Source organism: Haloarcula salina, assembly GCF_010119195.1.
Taxonomy (GTDB): domain Archaea; phylum Halobacteriota; class Halobacteria; order Halobacteriales; family Haloarculaceae; genus Haloarcula; species Haloarcula salina.
Genome location: NZ_WRXL01000003.1, coordinates 276,125 through 295,965 on the forward strand (window position 1 = coordinate 276,125; position 19,841 = coordinate 295,965).

The following is a 19,841-nucleotide window of genomic DNA, read 5'->3' on the forward strand; positions in this document are numbered from 1 at the left end:
ATTCTCGGTAGCGTCAAAAGAAATGCGAATCGCCGCCGGAGTCAGCCGTGGTGGTCCACGTCCTCCTCGGCGTCGTCGACCGAGGTGATGGCGATGGCGTCGCTCGTCTGGATCGCGTCGAGGCCGTCGAGGGCGCAGAGGGCGTCGATGCGGTCCTGGGGAGCGGTGACCAGCAGGTCGTCGAACTGGAGGTGTCGGTCGACGGTCGCGCCGGCGGCCCGTGCTCGGTCGGCGACGCCCTCCGGGTCGGCGTCTGCGGCGGTCTCCAGCACGAGGGCGACGGGCTCGCCCTCGATGGGGTCTGCGCGCATGGACTCGACGGCGCGGGAGACGTACATCACTCGGATGAGGGGCCGCCGGGACCTTGGTTGTGCTGGTCGGGGCGGTCGAACCGGGCCTCGGCGACGGCGAATGCGAGCGTGCTGACGAGGCCGAGCAGGGTTCCGCCGGTCAGCATCACCGCGAGGTATTCGAGGTCCTGGTTCCCGAGGAAAAAGGCGCTGACGGCGTGGAGGACGGCGGCGATGGCGAGGACGTAGAACGGGGCGTTGAGGTACCGCCAGCGGAAGGTCCCGTCGAGGTACTCGTCGGTGACGCGGCCGAGGCTGGAGGTGATGCCGGCGGCGGCGAACCACTGGATGGCCCCGGCGACGAGCGACGCCAGCACCTCGACGACGGTGTGGGGTTCCGGCTGGGCGTCGAGGCGCTGGACCCCGCTGACGCCGCCGATGACGAGCAGCGCCGCGGCGACGACGTACGTGATGATGGTGACGCGGCCGGCGTAGAGCCCCGAGGTCACCCGCTCGGCGGTCTCGTCGAGGATTTCCTCGGCCCCCAGCCCGCGGGCGAGGATGTACAGGCCCAGCAGGCCGGAGATGACCCCCAGCGCCGACCCGGGATAGCCGAGCAGTTCGACGACGATAGTCAGCGGGTAGATGAGCAGGAGGATGCCCAGCGGCACGAGGATGGTCCCCCGAGTCTCGGGGTCGTCGAGCACCTGTTTGATCGTGTAGTACATCGATTCGAGGTTCTGGGCCTGGCGGACGACGACGCGGCGGACGCCGTCGATGCGGACCCGCGAGCGGATGACGGGGACGACCGACTCGTCCTGCGCGCCGTCAGTGACGATGAGCGCGCGCACGTCGTCGCTCGCCGCCAGCGACGCGAGCACGGTATCGACCTCCTCGCCGACGGCCCGGTTGGCGGCCACGTCGCTGCCTTCGAGGCCGGTGACGGCCGCCACTTCGACCTCCTCGTCGTCGACCTCGTCGTAGATGTGGACGCCCTCGAACAGGACGTTCACGTCGGAGTCCTCGGGGTCGTTCGAGGCCAGCGCGACCGCCGCATCGACGACTGCGTCTCGCCCGATGACCGGCGTCTCGATGCCGGTCTTGCGGCCGAGGTCGTCGTCGAGGTCGATACACAGCACCAGCAGCATCTAGGGGCGCTACGCCGTCTGTGTTTAACTTCTTTCGGGGACGGACGGCGGCCGCACCGCGCTATCTGATGTGGCCCGGGTCGGCCGGGCGGGCTTCGACCGGCTCCGGGGAGTCGCCCAGCCGCGAGACGAGCCACAGGACCGGCACGAGCAGCGCGCCCCCGACGACGAACGGCGACCAGTAGCCGACGGCGTAGTAGAGCCCGCCCATGACCGGCGGGCCGACGGTCCGGGCGAGGCTGCCGGCCCCCTGCGTGATGCCGAAGGCGCTCCCCTGGACGGCCGCGCCGGCCCGCTGGGAGACGAGCGCCGTCAGCGTCACCGAGAGAATCCCGTTCCCTAACGGCAGCAGCGTCAGCAGCACCAGCAGCCCGAGCAGCTCCGGCGTGAGGAAGGGGACGGCGGCGGTCAGGTCCGGCAGGACGGATCCGAGCGACCGCGAGGCCGGAATCGCGCCGACGCCGACGACGAGCAGGGCGGTGCCGAACAGCGAGAGCCTGACGGGGCTGTAGCGGGCCGAGAGCCGCCCGACGAGGACGCCCTGCGTGACGACGGCCACAACGCCGATGTACGTCAGCAACAGCGCGCTCTGGGCGGCGGTGTAGCCGTAGATGTCGGCGACGTACGGGACGAACATCACCTGGACGCCGGAGAAGGCGAACGAGACGAGGAAGAACGCGCCGAGCAGGTCGCGGAGGCCGGCCGTCGCCACCGCCGCCCGGAGCTGTGCGACCATCGACGGGCGCTCGGTGGGGGAAGCGGAGGAGGACGGCCGATCCGGCTCCGGGAGGAACAGGAGCGCGACGACGACGCCACAGAGGCTCGCGAACGCGGCGGCGAAGCTCGGCAGCGAGAAGCGCGTGATCGGCACCGTGGCCGGCAGGAGGGCGTCGACCGCGGCGACCGTGGCGTCGAAGCTCAGGACCGCGCCGATACCGGGCCCGAAGATGAACCCCAGGCCGAAGGCGGCCCCGATGAATCCCAGCGCGGCGGCGCGTCGCTCCGGCGGCGTCACGTCGGCGACGTAAGCCTGCGCCGTCGAGAGGTTCCCGCCCATCGCGCCGGCGAGCATCCGGGAGACGAACAGGAGCCACAGTGCGCTAGCCAGCCCGAACACGGTCCAGGCGACCACGGAGCCACACAGCGACACTACCAGGACCGGCCGACGGCCCACGCGGTCCGATAGCGACCCCAACAGCGGGGCGAAGGCGAACTGCATCGCGGAGTAGGAGGCCGCGAGCAGGCCGATGACGAACTCCGTCCCGCCGGGGAACGAGCGCGTGTAGTACGGCAGGATGGGGATGACGATGCCGAACCCCAGCAGGTCGAGGAAGACGACGAAGAAGACGACCGCCAGCCCGCGGCGGTTGCTGCTCCCGGTGCCGGCCTCGTCGTCGGTCATACCGCACCCTGCGGCGGGCAGGGGGATAAGACCGCCGTCCGGACCATGCCGACTCACACCACGGCGGGTGCGATGCGCACGCTTTTTCCCGCTGGGAGGAGTCACTAGGCACACACGATGATCTCCGAGGGCTGCGAACAGTGCGCCAAAGGCGGCAAGATGGTGCTGTTCGTCTACGGCTACTGCGACCAGCGCGACTGCTTCTACTGTCCCCTCGGGGAGAACCGCAAGAACGTCACCCAGATGTACGCCAACGAGCGGCCCGTCGAGTCCGACGCGGACGTCATCGAGGAGGCCAAGCGCATGGACGCGCTCGGCACGTCCATCACGGGTGGCGAACCCCAGGAGGCCCTCGACCGGACCTGTCACCACCTGGAACTGCTGAAAGACGAGTTCGGCGAGGACCACCACACCCACCTCTACACCGGCATCCCCGGCGGCCGCGAGAACATGCGGCGTCTCTCGGAAGCCGGCCTCGACGAGATCCGTTTCCACCCGCCGCTGGAGCAGTGGGGCGACCTCCACGGCACGGAGTGGGAAGACATCCTCTACATCGCTCGCGAGGAGGGGCTGACCCCGGCGTTCGAAATCCCCGGCATCCGCGCCGAGGAGGAGTTCCTCGAGTTCCTCGACGAGGGCGCGGCCGACTTCTGTAACATCAACGAGTTCGAGATGTCCGACGGGAACTACCGCCGGATGCAGGAGGCCGGCTTCGAACTGAAAGACGGCCACATGAGCGCCGTCGAGGGCTCCCACGAGATCCTGGAGACCATGGGCGACCACGAGAAGGTGTACTTCTGTACGAGCGTGTTCAAGGACGCCGCCCAGCACCGCTCGCGGCTCAAGCGCATGGCCCGCAACATCGGCCGGGAGTTCGACGAGGTCACCGAGGACGGCACGCTCGTCTACGGCAAGGCCTGGGTCTCGGAAGCCCACCTCGACGCGCTCGGCGTCCCCGAGGAGTTCTACGCCGTCAAGTCCGAACACGTCGAACTCGCCTGGTGGCTGCTGGAGGAGATGGTCGAGGAGGGCGACGTGCCCAAGGGCGAGATCGTGGAGCAGTACCCGACCTACGACGGGACCGTGGTCGAGCGGACGCCGCTGTCCGGCGGCGCGGGTAGCGGACGGGCGACGGCGGACGACTGATTGTACGGCGACCGCAGGGAGCCGCTTTTTCATCGACGTTTTTCCAGGAGTGGTGCCCGCAGCGAACACCGTGAGCGAGGACACCCGACGCAGAAAAAGGTCGGCGCAGGTCGTGGAGCAGTACCCGACCTACGACGGGACCGTGGTCGAGCGGACGCCGCTGTCCGGCGGCGCGGATAGCGGGCGGGCGACGGCGGACGACTGATTGTACGGCGACCGCAGGGAGCCGTTTCACCGTGACGAGCGAAGCGAGTCACGGCCGTTTTGGTCCAGATTTTTCAACGAGTGGTGTGCGAGCGGAGCGAGCACACCCGAGGCAGAAAAAGGTGGGATGCGGACCGTGGTCGAGCGGACGCCGCTGTCCGGCGGCGCGGGTAGCGGACGGGCGACGGCGGACGACTGATTGTACGGCGACCGAACGACAGCAGACGGGTGAGCGGTCGGGACTGGCTCTGGGGTTCTCACTGAACGAGAACACACGCGGGGACTGACTGGGCTGGACAGCGTATCTCCTCGTATGAGTCACACAGAGCCGACCGCCGAAACCGAACGGATCTGGATGGTCGAACGGACCTTTTCCGCGGACTCGCCGCACATCCTCGTGATCGTGTACGCGACGCCCGACGGGGCGCGTTACCGCCAGAAGGAGCGCGCGTTCAATCGGTTCGGCGCAAGCGCCCCCGAAGTCACCGCCGCGATCGAGGCGTCTCCGGACGAACTGCGGCCGGTCGAGACGGCCGACCGTCGGGAGCGCTACGCGACGGAAGCCGAGCGGATGCGTGACCGCCACGACCCGGACGACGCGGTGTGAGCGCCCGATCCCGACACACAGGATTCTCTCCGGCGGACCAGTCGAAAGCGGAACGAAACCGCTCTAGTCGTCAATTTGATACGCTCCTGTCGAGACTGTACAGCCGAATCCCTCCATGCGACTCGCTATCGACAGCGGCAAGCTGCTGTACGCGCTCGGAGTCCTGTTCGCCGCGGCGGCGCTCCTGTACTTCGTCCGCGACGTGGTGTTCGACCTCTCGATAACGGTGAAGGCCGCCCTGCTGTTGCTCGGGTTCGTCGCGTTCGTCGTCGCCGGCGTGGCCCTGGAACAGGACGTGCTGGACGTGGTCGCCTTCGCGCTCGCCGGCGTGACCTACGTCGTGTTCGTCGGCTACGTCGTCGTCCGCTACCGGCCCGGCGAGACGGGGACCTTCCTGCTGCTCGCGGCGTCGGCAGCGCTGTTCGTGGCGCTGGGCTACGCGCTCCGCCGGGGCCTCCCGTCGCTGTCGCGGCGGCCGGCGGCCTACGCGCTCGGCGCGCTCGTCGTGGTGAGCGTCCTCCTCGTCGGGGCCGACGCGGCCACCGGCGGGGTGCGCTACGACGTGCAGACCAACGACTCGGTCACGGTGGCGGTCCCCGCGGGTGAGCAACCCCGAGGCTACGTACCCGTCACGCGCCGGATCGGGTCAATCACCGCCGCGAACCCGTCGCCGTTCACCCGCGCGCTCTCGCTGCCGGATATATCGGGCTGCATCGTCGGGCAGACCGCACCCCGCGAGGACCTGTGGGTGAGCACCGACATCGAGTGGGACGAGGACACCATCGCCGGGTCGACGACGCGGGCCTACGCCCTCACCGGCGAGTTCACGCTCGACGCGAACCGGACGGAGCCGACGACCTACGCCGTCGAGCGGGGCATCGACTGCTCCGCAGAGCGGTCGGAACCGACCATCGCGATCACGGTCGGCGAGAACAGCCGGCCCGACTGACTCAGGACCCCGCGAGTTCGGCCAGGCACTCCTGGCAGTACGTGGCGTCGCCCATGTTCGGCGTTCCACAGGCCCCACACCGCGCGAGGGTCGAGTCGGTCGGCGAGGACGTGGCACGGCCTGGTGACGGCGCAACGGACAGCGGTCCCGACGGCGACTGCTCCATCGTCTCGGCGCGCTGTTGGACCTGCTCGATGAGTTCGTCGTCGCGCATCGCCTCCAGGGCGTGCCAGAGCCCCAGAAACAGCAGCGTCGGGGCGACGATGACGAACAGCCCCGTGAGGACGCGAAAAGCCAGTTCGACCTGCCCGAGTGGCATACGTTCACGTGGGGCTCGACGAAGGTGTATCCTTCGCCGGTCAGTAGTGATACAGCGAGACGACCCACGGGAGGCGGTTGTACATCCAGATCGCCAGCGGGAGACCGACGACGGTCACCGAGAGGGCGTAGGCGACGCCGGTCCAGACGCCGCTGGCCCACCAGCCGACGAGCAGGAACCACGCCGCGCGGACGAGCAGCGAGTGCTGTGTCCCGCCGTCGCTGGACTCCACGATGGCGTCGCGGCGCTTCAGCGACAGGACGAACGGCACCCTGTTGATCATCTTGATGCCGAGCGGGATGCCGACGATCGTGACGTTCAGCAGCCACGCGACCGAGAGCCACAGGCCGGTCGCCCACCAGCCGACGAGCAGAAACCACGCCGCGCGGACGAACAGGGACCGCTGGTCGCTCATACCGGATCTACCCGGTCTGTCGGCATAAGTCTCCGGTCCGCGAGCGTGCGGACGCGACGACGACGAGCGGGCGGACGGGCGACGGTTCGGAGCCGTCAGTATCGAATGTGAAATCTTACGAGGGGATTCAGTCAGTAAGGGGACAGGTGCGATATTCTAAAACGCGCCTTTCAGACCGCTTTCTCCGGAAATATCGGTCAGTCCGTTCGTCTATTTCCCTGTCAATAACCCTATATATCTCGTAGTTTTTTGTACGATAACTGGAAACCGGCGGACGAATGGTGAGCCGAGATTTCCGCCCGGACCGACCCCGGATCGCCCGTCTCGTCCCCGACGCCGTGCGAGGCAGGTTCGTCCGGAAGTTCGCGGCCGCGGTGCTGGTGGCGGTACTGGTCGCCGGTGGGATCGGAGCGGTGTTCTACACCGACACGACGCAGACGCTCGACCGGCGCGTGGAGTCACAGGTCGTCTCGACCGCACAGTTGCAGGCCGACGGCCTCGACAACTGGGTCGACGGCTTCCGCCGGCAGACCCGCACGCTCTCGTCGGTCAAGGAGTTCCAGAACGGGCAGCCGAACGTCATCAGGGACTATCTCCTGCTCGAATCGAACGACCTCACGTCGGAGTTCGTCGCCGTCCACTACGTGCAGGCGTCCGACGGGACGGTCGAGGCGAGCACCGCCAGCGGGGTCCGCGGCGAGTCACTGGCGGCCCTCGGCGTCCCGTGGGGCTCGGAGATGGGTGCCATCGACGCCGAGACCGACACGTCGGAGACAGTCGTCGTCCCCGAAGAGCCCTACCGGTCGCCGGTGACCAACGACAGCGTCCTGGCGTTCGTCAGCTCCGCCCCGCAGAACACGGAACATCTCGTCGTCGTCGAGGCGAATCTCTCGGCCCGCACCGGGGCGTTCCGGGGGTCGCTGGCCGACAGCGAGACGACGATCCTCGGACCGGACGGCGCGGCCGTCGTCGGAGACGGCGTTTCCCCGGAGACGGCCGCGGCGGTCACGGAAGACGACAGCGGCTTCAGGCAGTCATCGGGGACGGTGTACGGCTACTCGCCCCTCGACAGCGTCCGCTGGACGGTCGTGACGCAGGTGCCGGCGGCGAGCGCCTACGCCCTCCGGAACCAGATCGCGACCAGCCTCCTCCTGACGCTCGCGTCCGCGGTGGTCGTCCTGGGTGGGGTGACCATCGCGATGAGCAAGCGCTCGGCGACGGCCCTCTCAGACCTCGCCGAGACGGCCGACGAGATGCGAGCCGGCGACCTCGACGTGACGCTCGACACGTCCCGGTCCGACGAGGTCGGGCGACTGTTCGACGCCTTCGACGAGATGCGCCGGTCCCTCCGCGAGCAGATCACCGACGCCGAGCGGGCCAGAGAGACCGCCGAGTCCGCCCGAAGCGAGGCCGAAACGGCGACGCGGGAGGCCGAGAAAGCCCGCGAGGCCGCTGAGGAGCGCACGGAGCGCCTCCAGGCCCGCGCCGACGACTACGCCGAGGTCATGGCCGCCTGCGCCGACGGCGACCTGACGGTGCGGATGGCGACGGACGCCGAGGCCGAGTCGATGTCCCGCATCGCGACGGCGTACAACGACCTGCTCGACGAGTGGGAGGGCACCATCCGCGAGGTCCGGTCGTTCAGCGAGTCCGTCGAGAGTGCAAGCGTTGCGGTCTCTGAGAACGTCGCCGCGGTGCAGGACCGCAGCGCCAGCGTCAAGGACTCGGCCGCGGAGATGGCCGACGGCGCGGAGACGCAGTCCGCGAAGCTCGAAACCGTCTGGGCCGAACTGGAGGACCTCTCCGCCACCGTCGAGGAGGTGTCCGCCGCCGCCGACACCGTTCGAAACAGGGCCGACGGGGCGCTCGACCGGTCGCGGAGCGGTCGAGACGCGGCCGCACGCGCGGCCACGGCGCTCGACGAGATCGAGGCCTCGACCGACCGGACCGTCACGCAGGTCGAAGAACTCGACGCGCTGATGGGCGAGATCGAGTCCGTCACCGACCTCATCACGGATATCGCCGACCAGACGACGATGCTCGCGCTGAACGCCAACATCGAGGCCGCCCGCGCCGGCAGCGGCGGCGAGGGCGACGGGTTCGCCGTCGTCGCCGACGAGGTGAAGACGCTCGCCGACGAGACCGTCGCGGCCACCGACGACATCGAGACCGCCATCGTCGAGATGCGCGACCAGGTCGAGCGCACCGTCGACGAGATGCACGCGACGCAGTCGAAGGTCGATACCGGGACCGAGACCGTCGGCGAAGCCCTGGACGCGTTCGACGGCATCGTCGACGACATCGAGGACGCGACTACCGGGATGCGCGAGATCGACCGCGCCACGGACGAGCAGGCCGAGTCCACGCAGGAGGTCGTCTCGATGGTCGAGGCGGTCGGCGACATCAGCGACGACACGGCGGCCGAGGCGACGGCCGTCGCCGACGCGACGACCGAGCAGGTCGCGGCCGTCGACAGCGTCGATGCCTCCGTCACGGAGCTCTCGGACCGGGCGAGCGAACTGGGGACGGCGCTGGAAACGTTCACCGTTGAGGGCGGCACGGCCGCCGGCGAACGTGATACAGACGTGTTCGACGCGGCGGGCGACGACCGCGAAGAAGTGGAGTCGGCGGGCGACGACCGCGAAGAAGTGGAGTCGGCGGGCGACGACTGAGAAATCCGTTGTGGCTACGGCTCAGCCCTCGAACCCGTCTTCGAACCGGAACGTTCCGTTCCGTTGAACCACCTCGCCGTCCACCTCGATGAACGACTCCTCGCTCATGTCGACGATCATGTCGACGTGGACGGCGGACTCGTTTCGCTCGTTGTCCTCGCCCACGGTCTCCTCGTAAGCCCTCCCTACCGCCATGTGAACGGTGTCTCCCATCTTCTCGTCGAACAGCATGTTGTAGGTGAACTGGTCGATGTCGCGGTTCATCCCGATACCGAGTTCGCCCAGTCGGCTCGCGCCGTCGTCGGTCGAGAGCACCTCGCCGAGCAGGTCCTCGTTCTTGCCGGCACTGTACTCGACGACCTCGCCGTCCGCGAACTCGAGGGCCACGTCGGTCACCTCCCGGCCCTGGTGGTACAGCGGCTTGTCGAACAGCACTTCGCCTTCGACGCTGTCGGCGACCGGCGCGGTGAACACCTCGCCGCCGGGGAGGTTCTTCTCGCCGTAGTCGTTGAGCGTGCGGTTGCCGGCGACGGACATCGTCACGTCGGTCGTCTCGCCCGAGACGATGCGGACCTCCTCGGCGGGGTCGAGGATGTCTACCATCTGGGACTGGTGTTCCCGAACCGCGTCCCAGTCCTTGAGGACGGCGTCCCAGACGAAGTTCTCGTAGCCCTCGGTGGAGGTCTGGGCGAGCTGGGCGTTGGCCGGCGCGGGGTACTGCGTGAGACACCAGGTCTTCGAGAGGCGCTCGGTGAGAAGCGGCTGCTGGGCCTGCTGGTAGGCCGCCGTGACCTCGGGGTCCACGTCGCTCGTCTCCGTGACGTTCTCGCTGCCCTTGATCGCGATATAGGCGTCCATCTCTTCGTACAGCGCCTCGACGTGGCTGGGCGTCTCGAACTCCTCGCGGTTCCGCAGGAACGCGCGGCGGAACCGCTCGCCGAGGCGGTCCTGGACGACAAGCGGGTTCGCGCCGCGGTCGGCGGCGAACTCGTGGAGCGCGACGACGAGGTCCTCGGCGACGGGGTGGGCGTCGATGACGATGTTGTCGCCCTCGCTCAGGTCGATGGAGTGGTCGACGATGACCTCTGCGTGTTCGCGGATGCGCGGGTCCATACCGCTAGGGGCCGCCGGCGGGCCTTACCCGTTACCCTCCCGGCTACTTCTTCTTGCTCTGTTGGAACCCCTCTTTGAACCCCTGAAACGTCCGGCGCAGCATCAGGTACATGAAAAAGAAGAACAGGAGGACGGCGGCGAGGACCCCGTACATGAGCCAGTTTTCCATACCGGCGGCTTGTCGAGCGGCGCTCAAAGTCCTTTCGGGGGCTGGCGTTTCCGGCCCTGAAACGGGCGAAATCGAAGTGTAAAATCCCGGTTTGAGCGATAGCTACAATGACGACTGTGCATTGGCAAAGACTCATAATCCCATAGAACATACAGATTATCATGTCGCTGCTGCCTTCTCGGGACCCGGCGACCCCGGACGCCGAACCCCGAGTCATCGGTGTCGACAGTGACGACGCGGACGACGTGCTGTCGGCGCTCTCGGCAGAGACGGCCCGAAATCTGCTCTCGGAACTGAACAAGGAGCCAGCGCCGCCTTCAGAGTTGGCCGACCGCGTCGACACGTCGCTCCAGAACGCACAGTACCACCTCAAGAAGCTCAAGAACGCCGGCGCGGTCGAGGTGGTCGACACGGCGTACTCCGAGAAGGGCCGCGAGATGGACGTGTTCGCGCCGGCGAACCAGCCGCTCGTCATCTGCGCCGGGGACGAGCAGGAGACTTCGGGACTGCGGGCGGCGCTCGCGAACCTCATCGGCGGACTCGCCATCATCGGGTTCGCCAGCCTGCTCGTCCAGCAGGTGTTCGGGAACTCGCTGTTCGGCGGGCCGACGGTCTCCTCCGGCAGCGCGGACACGGCCGGCCGCGACCCGAGCCTCTACGTCGACAACGGGACCGCCGCCGACGGCGGGTTCGAGACGGCCGCCGGGGTGTTCGACACCGCCGCCCAAGGTGGTGCCGAGGCCGCGTCCGCCGTGATTCCGCCGGGGCTTGCCTTCTTCGCCGGGGGCGCGTTCGTCCTCGCCGGGATGGCCGCGCTGTGGTACGTGCGTCAGTGAGGAGAGAATCGGAGCCGGCCGCGTTTTTCGGAGCTTTCAGCGTTCGACGACCGTCGTCGAGAGCGGCGTCCCGTCGGGTGAGCGAAGGCGGATCCGGACCGCGCCCGCGTCCGTCGTGAGTTCCGCGTGCGCCGGCCGGTAGCGTCGCGGGTCGGCGTAGCTCCCGGGGTTGACCAGCGTCCACCCGCCGAACTCGGTGACCGTCGGGTTGTGCGAGTGGCCCACGACGACCACGTCGGCGTCTTCCTGTCGGGCCAGCAGGCTCAGCGACGTCTCCGTGTGTTCGTGTCCGTGGGCGACGACGACCCGCAGGCCCGACCACGACAGCGTCGCCACGTCGGGGAGGCGGTCGCGGACCGCCGGCGAGTCGTTGTTCCCGATCACGCCGGTGAATCGGTCACACTCGGCCTCGACGGCGTCGAGAACCGCTTCCGTCGTGAAGTCGCCGGCGTGGACGACGTGGTCGGCCTCGCGGACGGCGTCGAGCGTCCGCCCGGCCAGCCGGTGGCCGTCGGTCCCGTGCGTGTCAGAGATGACGGTGAGCATACGGGGCGTTGTGGTGCCAGCTATAAATCCAGAAACATTTTGCGTTGTGGTCGTGACGGAAAAATAATGGCAGGCAGTAAATCAGTCGTCATCGCCGCCCTGATCGCGAACGGTGCGATTGCCATCCTGAAGTTCTTCGGCTTCCTCCTGACCGGCAGCGCCGCGATGCTGTCGGAGACGTACCACAGCATCTCGGACACCGGAAACCAGGTGTTTCTCCTCATCGGCATCCGGTTCAGCGGCCGCGACCGCGACCGGAAACACCCGTTCGGATACGGCAAGGCCCAGTTCTTCTACAGTTTCCTGGTCTCCGTGTTCCTGTTCGGCATCGCCGGGTGGGAGAGCGCGAAGCACGGCTGGAGCGAACTCACGGCCGGCGGTCACGGCGGCGGGGGACACGCCGGTGAGGCCGTCGAGTTCCTCTTCTTCTCCTTTACGCCGCCCGCCTGGCTCGACCCGCTGTGGGTCAACTACACCGTCCTGCTCGGCGCGTTCGCCTTCGAGACGTACGCCCTCGTGAAAGCCCGGGCGGAGATGAAACGCCAGATCGACCGCAACGACTGGTCGGGCTACCGGGAGGCGTTCCGCAAGACGAGCGACGTGACGACGCTGACGGCGCTAACCGAAGACACCATCGCGCTTGCGGGGATCGTCATCGCGCTGGTCGGCCTGTTCCTCGAACAGCAGACCGGGAACCCGTTCTTCGACCGCGTCTCCGCCCTCCTCATCGGCATCATGCTGATGGGGTTCGCGCTGGCGCTGGCCTGGGAGAACAAGCGCCTGCTCCTGGGCGAGAGCCTCCCGCAGGACGAGGAACGGCGGCTCCGAGCCGTCGTCACCGAACAGGACCACGTAGCGAGCATCATCGACTTCCGGACGGTGTACTTCGGGCCGAACGAGGTCATCGTCTCGGCCGACGTGGCCCTCGACCCCGCTCTCGACACGGAGTCGGTGGACGACGCGATCAGCGCCATCGAGGCGGCGCTCAAAGACACCAACGAGGACATCAAGAAGGTCTACATCGAGCCCGAAGTGTAGGGGTTGGCTCCCTCAAGCCACCACGGAACCGGAATCCGGTCGATGCCGGGGGTGACCGTCACTTCGAGCGTGAGGTCCCGGTTCGCCGGCCGGCGCTCGTCGTGGGTGACGTGTCTGATGACCCCCCGTTCGTCGACGTACACGCGCGACTCGACGACGCGGGACGCGTTCTCGCCGGGCCGCGTTCGGGTGGTCTCTGTCGCCACGAGGACGGCGACCGGGCTGCCGTTCCGGGAGACCGTGTCGACCTGCCGGTACGTCCCGCCGGCGAAGAGGTGCCGATAGAGGGCGACGCCCGTGGGCGAGTCGACGAGCGACGCGTTCGCGGGGACGGATCGCGCGACGAACGGCGTGTCGGGGTCGTCGCGGACGTTGACGTACAGCGTCCCGTCGGCGATGACGCCGTCGTCGGTCAGCGGGCCGAATCGCTGGCGGACGCGCTGGACGCCGGCGTCGCGGTCGACCCACACGTCGAGCGTGTTCTGCGGGCCGGCGCGCTCGACGTGGCGGTGGTAGCTCCGTGATTCGAGCGTCAGGTGGTGGCGTTCCAGCAGTCGCGCCGCGTCGACCGTGCCGTTGGTGGCGGGGACGGAGACCGATACGTCGTCCGAGTCGGTCGGGACCGGGGCCGGCGTGACCGTCGCGCGGTCGCTCGCCGTCGCACCGCTCGGGACGAGTCCGGCACAGCCCGCGAGGACCGCGACGGCGACGACGAGCGTGGCCCGCCACATGCCCTGACCGACGGCCGCTGACGGCAAGTACCTGTGGGGGCGAACCCTTTTGCCGGTGAACGGCCAATCGTGGCCCGTGGCGACGACCGACGACGGCTACCTGCGCTTTTTCCCCTTCGAAGAGCCGTACGACCACCAGCGCGAGGCGATGGGGACAATCTACGACGCGCTCGAGGATGGTCGAGACGTGCTGTTCGAGGGGGCCTGCGGGACCGGCAAGACGCTCGCGTCGCTCGTCCCGGCGCTCGAACACGCCCGCGAGACGGGCAAGACCGTCGTCATCACGACGAACGTCCACCAGCAGATGCGTCAGTTCGTCGAGGACGCCAGAGCGATCACGGACCAGGAGCGCCTCAGGGCCGTGGTCTTCCGCGGCAAGGGCTCGATGTGTCACATCGACGTGGACTACGAGGAGTGCCAGGCCCTGCGTGACACGACGCGGGACCTCGTCGAGGTCGAGAGCGACATCGCCGAACTCGAACAGCGCGAGGGCGAACTCCTCGAAGACGGCCAGGCCGGCAGCAGCGAGGCGATGGAGGCCCGAAACGCCGTCGTCGAGGAACTGCGCGACCTCCAGGACGAGCGCGAGGAGATCCAGCGCGAGCGCTCGACCTGCGACCACTACTACCGGAACCTCACCGCCGACACCAGCGAGTTCTACGGGTGGCTGTTCGACGACGTGCGGACCCCCGACGACGTGTACGAGTACGCCCACGAGCAGGGACTCTGTGGCTACGAACTGCTCAAGGAGGGGATGGACGGCGTCGACCTCGTCGTCTGTAACTACCACCACCTGCTCGATCCGACCATCCGCGAGCAGTTCTTCCGCTGGATCGGGCGCGACCCCGAGGACGTCATCGCCGTCTTCGACGAGGCCCACAACGTCGAGTCGGCGGCCCGCGACCACGCCCGGCGGACGCTGACCGAGAACACGCTCGACCAGGCGCTCGACGAACTCGACGCCGAGGACGACGAGCGGGCCGAGAGCGCGGCCAACGTCCTCGCGACCTTCCGGGACGCGCTCGTCGAGACATACGAGGACGCCTTCGGCTTCGGCGACCGCGAGGCCGTCGACGAACACTGGGAGGACGTGACCATCGCCAACGACGACCGGCGCGACGACCTGACGCTCGCGTTCCTGCAGGGGTACAGCGGGCCCGGGTTCCACGAGGAACTGGACCTCGCGCTGTCGCTCGGCCGAGACCTCGACGAGCGCTACCTGGAGGCGTTCAAGGAGGGCGACCTCGACACCAGAAAGGAGTGTCAGACCCTCCAGGCCGCGGCGTTCGTCTCGGACTGGCTCGAAGAGTCCGACGAGTCGGGCCAGTACCCGGTGGTCAGCGTCCGCCGCGACGACGCCACCGACGAGGTGTACGGCCGCGCCGAGCTGTACACCTGCATCCCCGAGAACGTCACCCGCGACCTGTTCGGCGACCTGCACGCGTCGGTGCTGATGAGCGCCACGCTCCGGCCGTTCGACGTGACCGAGGACGTGGTCGGCGTCGACGACCCGGTGACGATGGCCTACGGCGCGCAGTTCCCCGAGGAGCGCCGCCGGACCTACGCGGTCTCGGGGCCCGCGCTCTTTTCGAGCGAACGCGACAACCCCGAGACCCAACAGCGCATCGCCCGCACGCTCGAAGATATCGTCCGGTTCACCCCCGGAAACACGCTCGTGTTCTGTCCCTCCTACAGCGAGGCGAAACGCTACCACGACATGGTCGCGGTGAGCGCGACGCGCTACCTCGACGAACCCGGCAAGCAGGCTCGGGACCTCCGCGAGGCGTTCACCGACGACGACGACGGCGTGCTGTACACCTCGCTGTGGGGGACGCTCGGCGAAGGCGTCAGCTACGACGGCGACGACGCCCGCACCGTGGTCGTCGTCGGCGTCCCCTATCCTCACCTCGACGACCGGATGGACGCCGTCCAGGACGCCTACGACGCGGCCTTCGGCGACGGCGAGGACGAGGCCGGCTGGCGCTACGCCGTCGAGATTCCGACCATCCGAAAGACGAGACAGGCGCTCGGGCGCGTGGTCCGCTCGCCCGACGACTTCGGCGCGCGCATCTTGCTCGACAAGCGCTACACGGAGGCCGCCGAGATGGAGATGCACGACTACGCCGTCCGCGGGACCTTCCCGCCGGAGGAGCGACGCGAGATGGTCGACATCGACCCCGAGAAGCTCAAGTTCGCGATGCTGAACTTCTATCAGGACATGGGCGCGTACGACGGGCCGCCGCCGAAACCCTAGCGGGTGCGAGCGTCCCCGGGAGCGAACGCGACGGTCGCGGCGCCGACCCGAAACCGGATAGTTTGAAACCCTCCACGCGAAACGGGCGGGTAATGCTAGTCGCCTTCGACTTCGACGGGACGCTCTCCGACTCGGAGATGACGGTCCTGCTCGGACGCCAGAACGGGACGGCCGAGGACATGGCCGACATCACCGAGCGCGCGATGAACGACGAGATCGAGTACGCCGAGAGCCTGCGCCAGCGCTGTGCGCTGCTGGAGGACCTCCCGGACGAGAAGGCCCAGGCGGCCTTCGACGAGGTCGTTCTGCGCCCGGGCGCGGCCGAAGTCATCGAAGCGCTCCGGGACGCCGGCGTCTACGTCGCCATCCTCACCGGCGGCTTCGAGCGCGGCGTCGCGGCCGCACTCGAAAAGGAGGGGGTCGCGGTCGACGCCATCGTCGCGAACCGCCTCCCAGTCGAGGACGGGAAACTCACCGGCGAGGTCCGCGGGCCGCTCATCTCCGGAACGAAAGACGACGCGCTGGAGGTCGTGACGGCCGTCACGAGCGAGGACCGGGACGCGACGGTGGCCGTCGGCGACGGCGCCAACGACCTCCCGATGCTCGAAGTCGCGAACCTGGCGGTCGGCTTCGACCCGAAACCGGCAGTCGCACCGTCCTGTGACGCGACGGTCGAGACGATGGCGGAACTGTCCGACCTGCTCGAAGCCGAAGGTATTCTGTAGCGCACCACAGCCGTCCCTACGTGTCGAAAAACGTCGAGGCGTCGACGGTCGTCGGACCTGACAGACACGCGACAGAGCGACGCCTCGAAACCGGGAGCGGTGCTCCCTATCGGATGCGAGCGGTGGTTGTCGGACCAATGACAGACATGGTTGAGCGTGAACCGACGCGCGCTCGCCGGCGGCCGGCTCATCGAATACATACGCTTCCATCCGCATAAGCGTTTTGAACAGGCAAAATTTTGCGCGGTATCGATACGTTTGTCCAGAGATAGTCGCTAAATCGTGTGGTAGTAAATACGCTACATCTCTTCGCGTGGAACGGAGCGGTAGCGGTACGGAACGAGCGGACTCGGGCGTGAGGACGCCCCCTTCAGTTCGTCGCCTGCCCGATGGCCTGATCGAGGTCGGCCGTGATGTCCTCGACGGCCTCCGTCCCGACCGAGAGGCGGACCATGTCGTCGGTGACGCCGGCGGCGGCCTTCTCCTCGTCCGTGAGCTGCTGGTGGGTGGTCGAGGCGGGGTGGATGATGAGCGTCTTCGCGTCGCCCACGTTCGCCAGCAGCGACGCGATCTCGGTCGACTCGACGGTCGTCCGGGCGGCGTCGTAGCCGGCCTCGAGGCCGAAGGTGATCATGCCGCCGTAGCCGCCGTCTAAGTACTCGCTGGCGTTCGCGTGGGTCTCGTGGTCGTCGAGACCGGGGTAGGTGACCCAGGAGACCTCGGGGTGGTCGTCGAGGAACTCGGCGACCGTCATCGCGTTCCGGCAGTGGCGGTCCATCCGGGACGGGAGGGTCTCGAGGCCCTGCATCGTCTGCCAGGCGTCGAAGGGCGACTGTTGACAGCCGAGGTCGCGGAGGCCGCGGGCGATGGCGGCGTAGGTGAACGCGGCGTCGCCGAAGCGGTCGCGGAAGTTCACGCCGTGGTAGGCGGGGTTGTCGCCGGCGATTTCGGGGTACTTTTCGGCGTGGTCCTCCCACGGGAACGAACCGCCGTCGACCAGGACCCCGCCCACGGTCGTGCCGTGGCCGTGGATCCACTTCGTCGTGGAGTTCCAGACCAGGTCCGCGCCGTTCTCGATGGGGTTACAGAGGTACGGCGTCGCGAAGGTGTTGTCCACGAAGAACGGGACGCCGTGATCGTGGGCGATCTCGGCCAGACGCTCGAAGTCGGGCGTCACGAGCGCGGGGTTGCCGATAGTCTCGCAGTGGACGTATGCGGTGTCCTCGTCGATGGCCGCGGCGTAGGCGTCGTAGTCGAGCGTGTCGACGAAGCGCGTCTCGACGCCGTTTCGCGGCGCAGTGTGCGTGTAGTAGGTGTAGGTCCCGCCGTACAGCGACGAGGCGGTGACGACGTTGTCGCCCACGTCGGCGAGCAGGAACGTCGCGAGGTTCAGCGACGCCATCCCGGAGGCCGTCGCGACCGCACCCACGCCGCCTTCGAGGGCGGCGAGGCGCTCCTGGAGCATCCCGACTGTGGGGTTCATCAGCCGCGAGTAGATGTGCCCGGGCTTCTCCAGCGCGAACTGTTTGGCGGCGTCCTCGGCGTCCTCGAAGACGTAGGAGGTCGTCTGGTACAGCGGCGGCGCGCGAGATCGCGTCTCGGCGTCCGGTTCTTCCTGTCCGACGTGGAGCGCGTCCGTCTCGAAGCCGCGGTCTGAATCGTCCGTCATACGTACGGGTGCTACACCCGGAGGGGCTTAATCCCGAGCCCAACGGTGAGGCCCGCCACTGCTGAGAGATAGCGGCGATTCTGCCGGCTATCCCGAACATATTCTGGCCTGTATTGTCATGTTTCCTTATACAGTCGAAAAGTTATGACCCTGTAGTGTAATATGGGTGGTATGAACGTACCGTCGGGAGCGACAGTCGTTCTCGTCGCTTCCGAAACGCGGGCGGGACTCGGGCGGATCCTCCGCGATATCGATTCGGTCGCCGTGCAGTGGAGCGACCACCCCGAGTGGCTGTGGCGATCCGACGACGAGTCCGACTGCATCGTAGTCACCGACGACCTGATCCGTTCCGGACCGCTGGACGTGGCCGACATCGCCGACGTGACCGGCTCCGAAACCGGGACAGTGTTCGTCGCCTTCGAGGGTGACGAGCGTCTCGCGGCTCGCGCCCTCAACGGCGGCATCGACCGCTACATCGTCGCGGACGACGACGAGGATCTGGAGCAAGCGGTCACCGAGGCCGTCAGCGCGGTCATCGGCGGGACTGACCGCAACTACGAGGGGGACGAGACGCGCGCGGCGGACCTCGAACTCCGCGAGAGCCTGATCGAGACGGCCCCCATCGGCATCCACGTCCTCGACGAGGAAGGGACGTTTCTGTGGGTCAACGAGGCGTTCGCGTCGACGGTGGGACGGACCCCCGAGGAACTCGTCGGGACGCCGTACCGGGGGCTCATCGAGTCCGGCCACCTCCCACCGTGGTTTTCGCAGGCTTACGACGACGAGGTCCGCGATCTCCTCTCGCCGTCGAACGACATCGACACGGCGCAGATGAGCGCTGTTCCCATCCGTACCGAGCCGGGAGACCAGCGCCTGTTCGACGTTCACTTCGCGCTCCTCCCGCCCGAAGACGGAGAGTTCGCCGGGACCGTCACTGCGCTCCGCGACGTGACCGAGCGCAAGGAGTACCAGCGGGAACTGGAGCGCCAGAACGAGCGCCTCGACAAGTTCGCCAGCGTCCTCAGCCACGACTTGCGGAACCCGCTGAGCGTCGCCGCCGGCAGGATCGAACTCACCAGACGAGAGCGAGACGACGAATCGAGCCACCTGGCGGTGGCGGAGAACGCCCTCGAGCGGATGGAGCGACTGGTCGAGAACGTCCTGACGCTCGCGCGACAGGGGAAGCTCGTCGGGGAGACGAACGAGGTCTCGGTCGACGAAGCCGCCCGGGAGGCGTGGTTGACGAGCGAGACGCGCGAGGCGAGCCTCTCGGTCGCCGGCGACATCGAGACGGTCGACGCCGACGAGACGCGGCTCAAGCAGCTGTTCGAGAACCTCTTTCGCAACAGCGTCGACCACGCCCACGCCGACGTGACCGTCACCGTCGGCTCGCTCGACGACGGCTTCTTCGTCGCCGACGACGGGCCCGGAATCCCGGAGTCAGAGCGGGAATCGCTCTTCGAAGAGGAGTTCTCGATGGCGGACGGCGGATTCGGGCTCAACATCGTCCGGACCATCGCCACGGCCCACGGCTGGTCGGTCGACGTAACCGAAAGCGAGGACGGCGGGGCGCAGTTCGAGTTCAGGACCGGCGGGGCGGCCTGAGGC

The 19,841-nt window shown here is 68.0% G+C and carries 20 protein-coding genes; 10 read left to right on the forward strand and 10 right to left on the reverse strand.

Annotated elements, in window-relative coordinates; translation table 11 throughout:
* Nucleotides 1–41: 41 nt before the first annotated feature.
* The 3 genes from GM656_RS09840 to GM656_RS09850 all read right to left on the reverse strand — a co-directional run bounded on the left by GM656_RS09840 (nt 42) and on the right by GM656_RS09850 (nt 2,840).
* A complete protein-coding gene (locus tag GM656_RS09840; RefSeq protein WP_162413489.1) occupies nt 42–338 on the reverse strand; it encodes a hypothetical protein in 297 nt (98 codons plus the stop codon).
* On the reverse strand, nt 338–1,438 hold the full coding sequence (locus GM656_RS09845) for a DUF373 family protein (RefSeq protein ID WP_162413490.1): 1,101 nt from the start codon (nt 1,436–1,438) through the stop codon (nt 338–340). Before GM656_RS09845 ends, GM656_RS09840 begins: the two co-directional genes overlap by 1 nt.
* Before the next feature lie 61 nt (nt 1,439–1,499).
* Nucleotides 1,500–2,840, reverse strand: coding sequence for an MFS transporter (locus tag GM656_RS09850; RefSeq protein WP_162413491.1), 1,341 nt, complete (start codon nt 2,838–2,840; stop codon nt 1,500–1,502).
* A gap of 117 nt (nt 2,841–2,957) precedes the next feature.
* On the opposite strand from GM656_RS09850, the gene GM656_RS09855 reads away from it, so the two are divergent.
* The 4 genes from GM656_RS09855 (at nt 2,958) to GM656_RS09865 (ending at nt 5,746) form a co-directional block, all read left to right on the forward strand.
* The gene (locus tag GM656_RS09855) at nt 2,958–3,986 is read left to right on the forward strand and encodes a radical SAM protein (protein WP_162413492.1); all 1,029 of its coding nucleotides are present in this window, start codon (nt 2,958–2,960) and stop codon (nt 3,984–3,986) included.
* Between the two features lie 70 nt (nt 3,987–4,056).
* Nucleotides 4,057–4,191: a hypothetical protein gene (locus GM656_RS19500; protein WP_277815049.1), complete on the forward strand. Its 135-nt coding sequence runs from the start codon at nt 4,057–4,059 to the stop codon at nt 4,189–4,191.
* 312 nt (nt 4,192–4,503) lie between these two features.
* Nucleotides 4,504–4,797, forward strand: coding sequence for a hypothetical protein (locus GM656_RS09860; protein ID WP_162413493.1), 294 nt, complete (start codon nt 4,504–4,506; stop codon nt 4,795–4,797).
* A gap of 115 nt (nt 4,798–4,912) precedes the next feature.
* Nucleotides 4,913–5,746: a DUF2157 domain-containing protein gene (locus GM656_RS09865; protein WP_162413494.1), complete on the forward strand. Its 834-nt coding sequence runs from the start codon at nt 4,913–4,915 to the stop codon at nt 5,744–5,746.
* A 1-nt stretch (nt 5,747) separates the two neighbouring features.
* Here GM656_RS09865 and GM656_RS09870 read toward each other — a convergent pair whose 3' ends face one another.
* Nucleotides 5,748–6,065, reverse strand: a complete 318-nt coding sequence (locus tag GM656_RS09870) for a zinc ribbon domain-containing protein (protein WP_162413495.1) — start codon at nt 6,063–6,065, stop codon at nt 5,748–5,750.
* A 40-nt stretch (nt 6,066–6,105) separates the two neighbouring features.
* A complete protein-coding gene (locus GM656_RS09875; protein ID WP_162413496.1) occupies nt 6,106–6,480 on the reverse strand; it encodes a YccF domain-containing protein in 375 nt (124 codons plus the stop codon).
* Between the two features lie 278 nt (nt 6,481–6,758).
* Here GM656_RS09875 and GM656_RS09880 point away from each other — a divergent pair, with 278 nt between their 5' ends.
* A complete protein-coding gene (locus tag GM656_RS09880) occupies nt 6,759–9,152 on the forward strand; it encodes a methyl-accepting chemotaxis protein (RefSeq protein WP_162413497.1) in 2,394 nt (797 codons plus the stop codon).
* Between the two features lie 21 nt (nt 9,153–9,173).
* Here the strand turns inward: GM656_RS09880 and GM656_RS09885 are convergent, their stop codons facing one another.
* Both GM656_RS09885 and GM656_RS19505 read right to left on the reverse strand, forming a co-directional pair.
* Nucleotides 9,174–10,265: an aminopeptidase gene (locus tag GM656_RS09885; RefSeq protein ID WP_162413498.1), complete on the reverse strand. Its 1,092-nt coding sequence runs from the start codon at nt 10,263–10,265 to the stop codon at nt 9,174–9,176.
* A gap of 43 nt (nt 10,266–10,308) precedes the next feature.
* On the reverse strand, nt 10,309–10,434 hold the full coding sequence (locus GM656_RS19505; protein ID WP_277815050.1) for a DUF7859 family protein: 126 nt from the start codon (nt 10,432–10,434) through the stop codon (nt 10,309–10,311).
* 161 nt (nt 10,435–10,595) lie between these two features.
* Between GM656_RS19505 and GM656_RS09890 the strand changes: the two genes are divergently transcribed.
* Complete coding sequence (locus GM656_RS09890; protein ID WP_162413499.1) at nt 10,596–11,270, forward strand: ArsR/SmtB family transcription factor; 675 nt, start codon at nt 10,596–10,598, stop codon at nt 11,268–11,270.
* Nucleotides 11,271–11,306: 36 nt separating this feature from the next.
* Here the strand turns inward: GM656_RS09890 and GM656_RS09895 are convergent, their stop codons facing one another.
* Nucleotides 11,307–11,816: a metallophosphoesterase gene (locus GM656_RS09895; RefSeq protein WP_162413500.1), complete on the reverse strand. Its 510-nt coding sequence runs from the start codon at nt 11,814–11,816 to the stop codon at nt 11,307–11,309.
* A gap of 66 nt (nt 11,817–11,882) precedes the next feature.
* Between GM656_RS09895 and GM656_RS09900 the strand changes: the two genes are divergently transcribed.
* Complete coding sequence (locus GM656_RS09900; protein WP_162413501.1) at nt 11,883–12,854, forward strand: cation diffusion facilitator family transporter; 972 nt, start codon at nt 11,883–11,885, stop codon at nt 12,852–12,854.
* Here GM656_RS09900 and GM656_RS09905 read toward each other — a convergent pair.
* Entirely contained in the window at nt 12,833–13,585 is a 753-nt protein-coding gene (locus GM656_RS09905; protein ID WP_162413502.1) for a hypothetical protein, read from the reverse strand. The genes GM656_RS09900 and GM656_RS09905 overlap by 22 nt on opposite strands.
* Nucleotides 13,586–13,661: 76 nt before the next feature.
* Here GM656_RS09905 and GM656_RS09910 point away from each other — a divergent pair, with 76 nt between their 5' ends.
* Nucleotides 13,662–15,839: an ATP-dependent DNA helicase gene (locus GM656_RS09910; RefSeq protein ID WP_162413503.1), complete on the forward strand. Its 2,178-nt coding sequence runs from the start codon at nt 13,662–13,664 to the stop codon at nt 15,837–15,839.
* A gap of 92 nt (nt 15,840–15,931) precedes the next feature.
* Nucleotides 15,932–16,564: a phosphoserine phosphatase SerB gene (gene serB / locus GM656_RS09915; RefSeq protein WP_162413504.1), complete on the forward strand. Its 633-nt coding sequence runs from the start codon at nt 15,932–15,934 to the stop codon at nt 16,562–16,564.
* A gap of 370 nt (nt 16,565–16,934) precedes the next feature.
* Here serB and GM656_RS09920 read toward each other — a convergent pair whose 3' ends face one another.
* The gene (locus GM656_RS09920) at nt 16,935–18,233 is read right to left on the reverse strand and encodes an O-acetylhomoserine aminocarboxypropyltransferase/cysteine synthase family protein (protein WP_162413505.1); all 1,299 of its coding nucleotides are present in this window, start codon (nt 18,231–18,233) and stop codon (nt 16,935–16,937) included.
* A 171-nt stretch (nt 18,234–18,404) separates the two neighbouring features.
* On the opposite strand from GM656_RS09920, the gene GM656_RS09925 reads away from it, so the two are divergent.
* Nucleotides 18,405–19,838 (forward strand): receiver/sensor box histidine kinase, encoded by a 1,434-nt coding sequence (locus GM656_RS09925; RefSeq protein WP_162413506.1) that lies wholly within the window; start codon nt 18,405–18,407, stop codon nt 19,836–19,838.
* Nucleotides 19,839–19,841 lie beyond the last annotated feature (3 nt).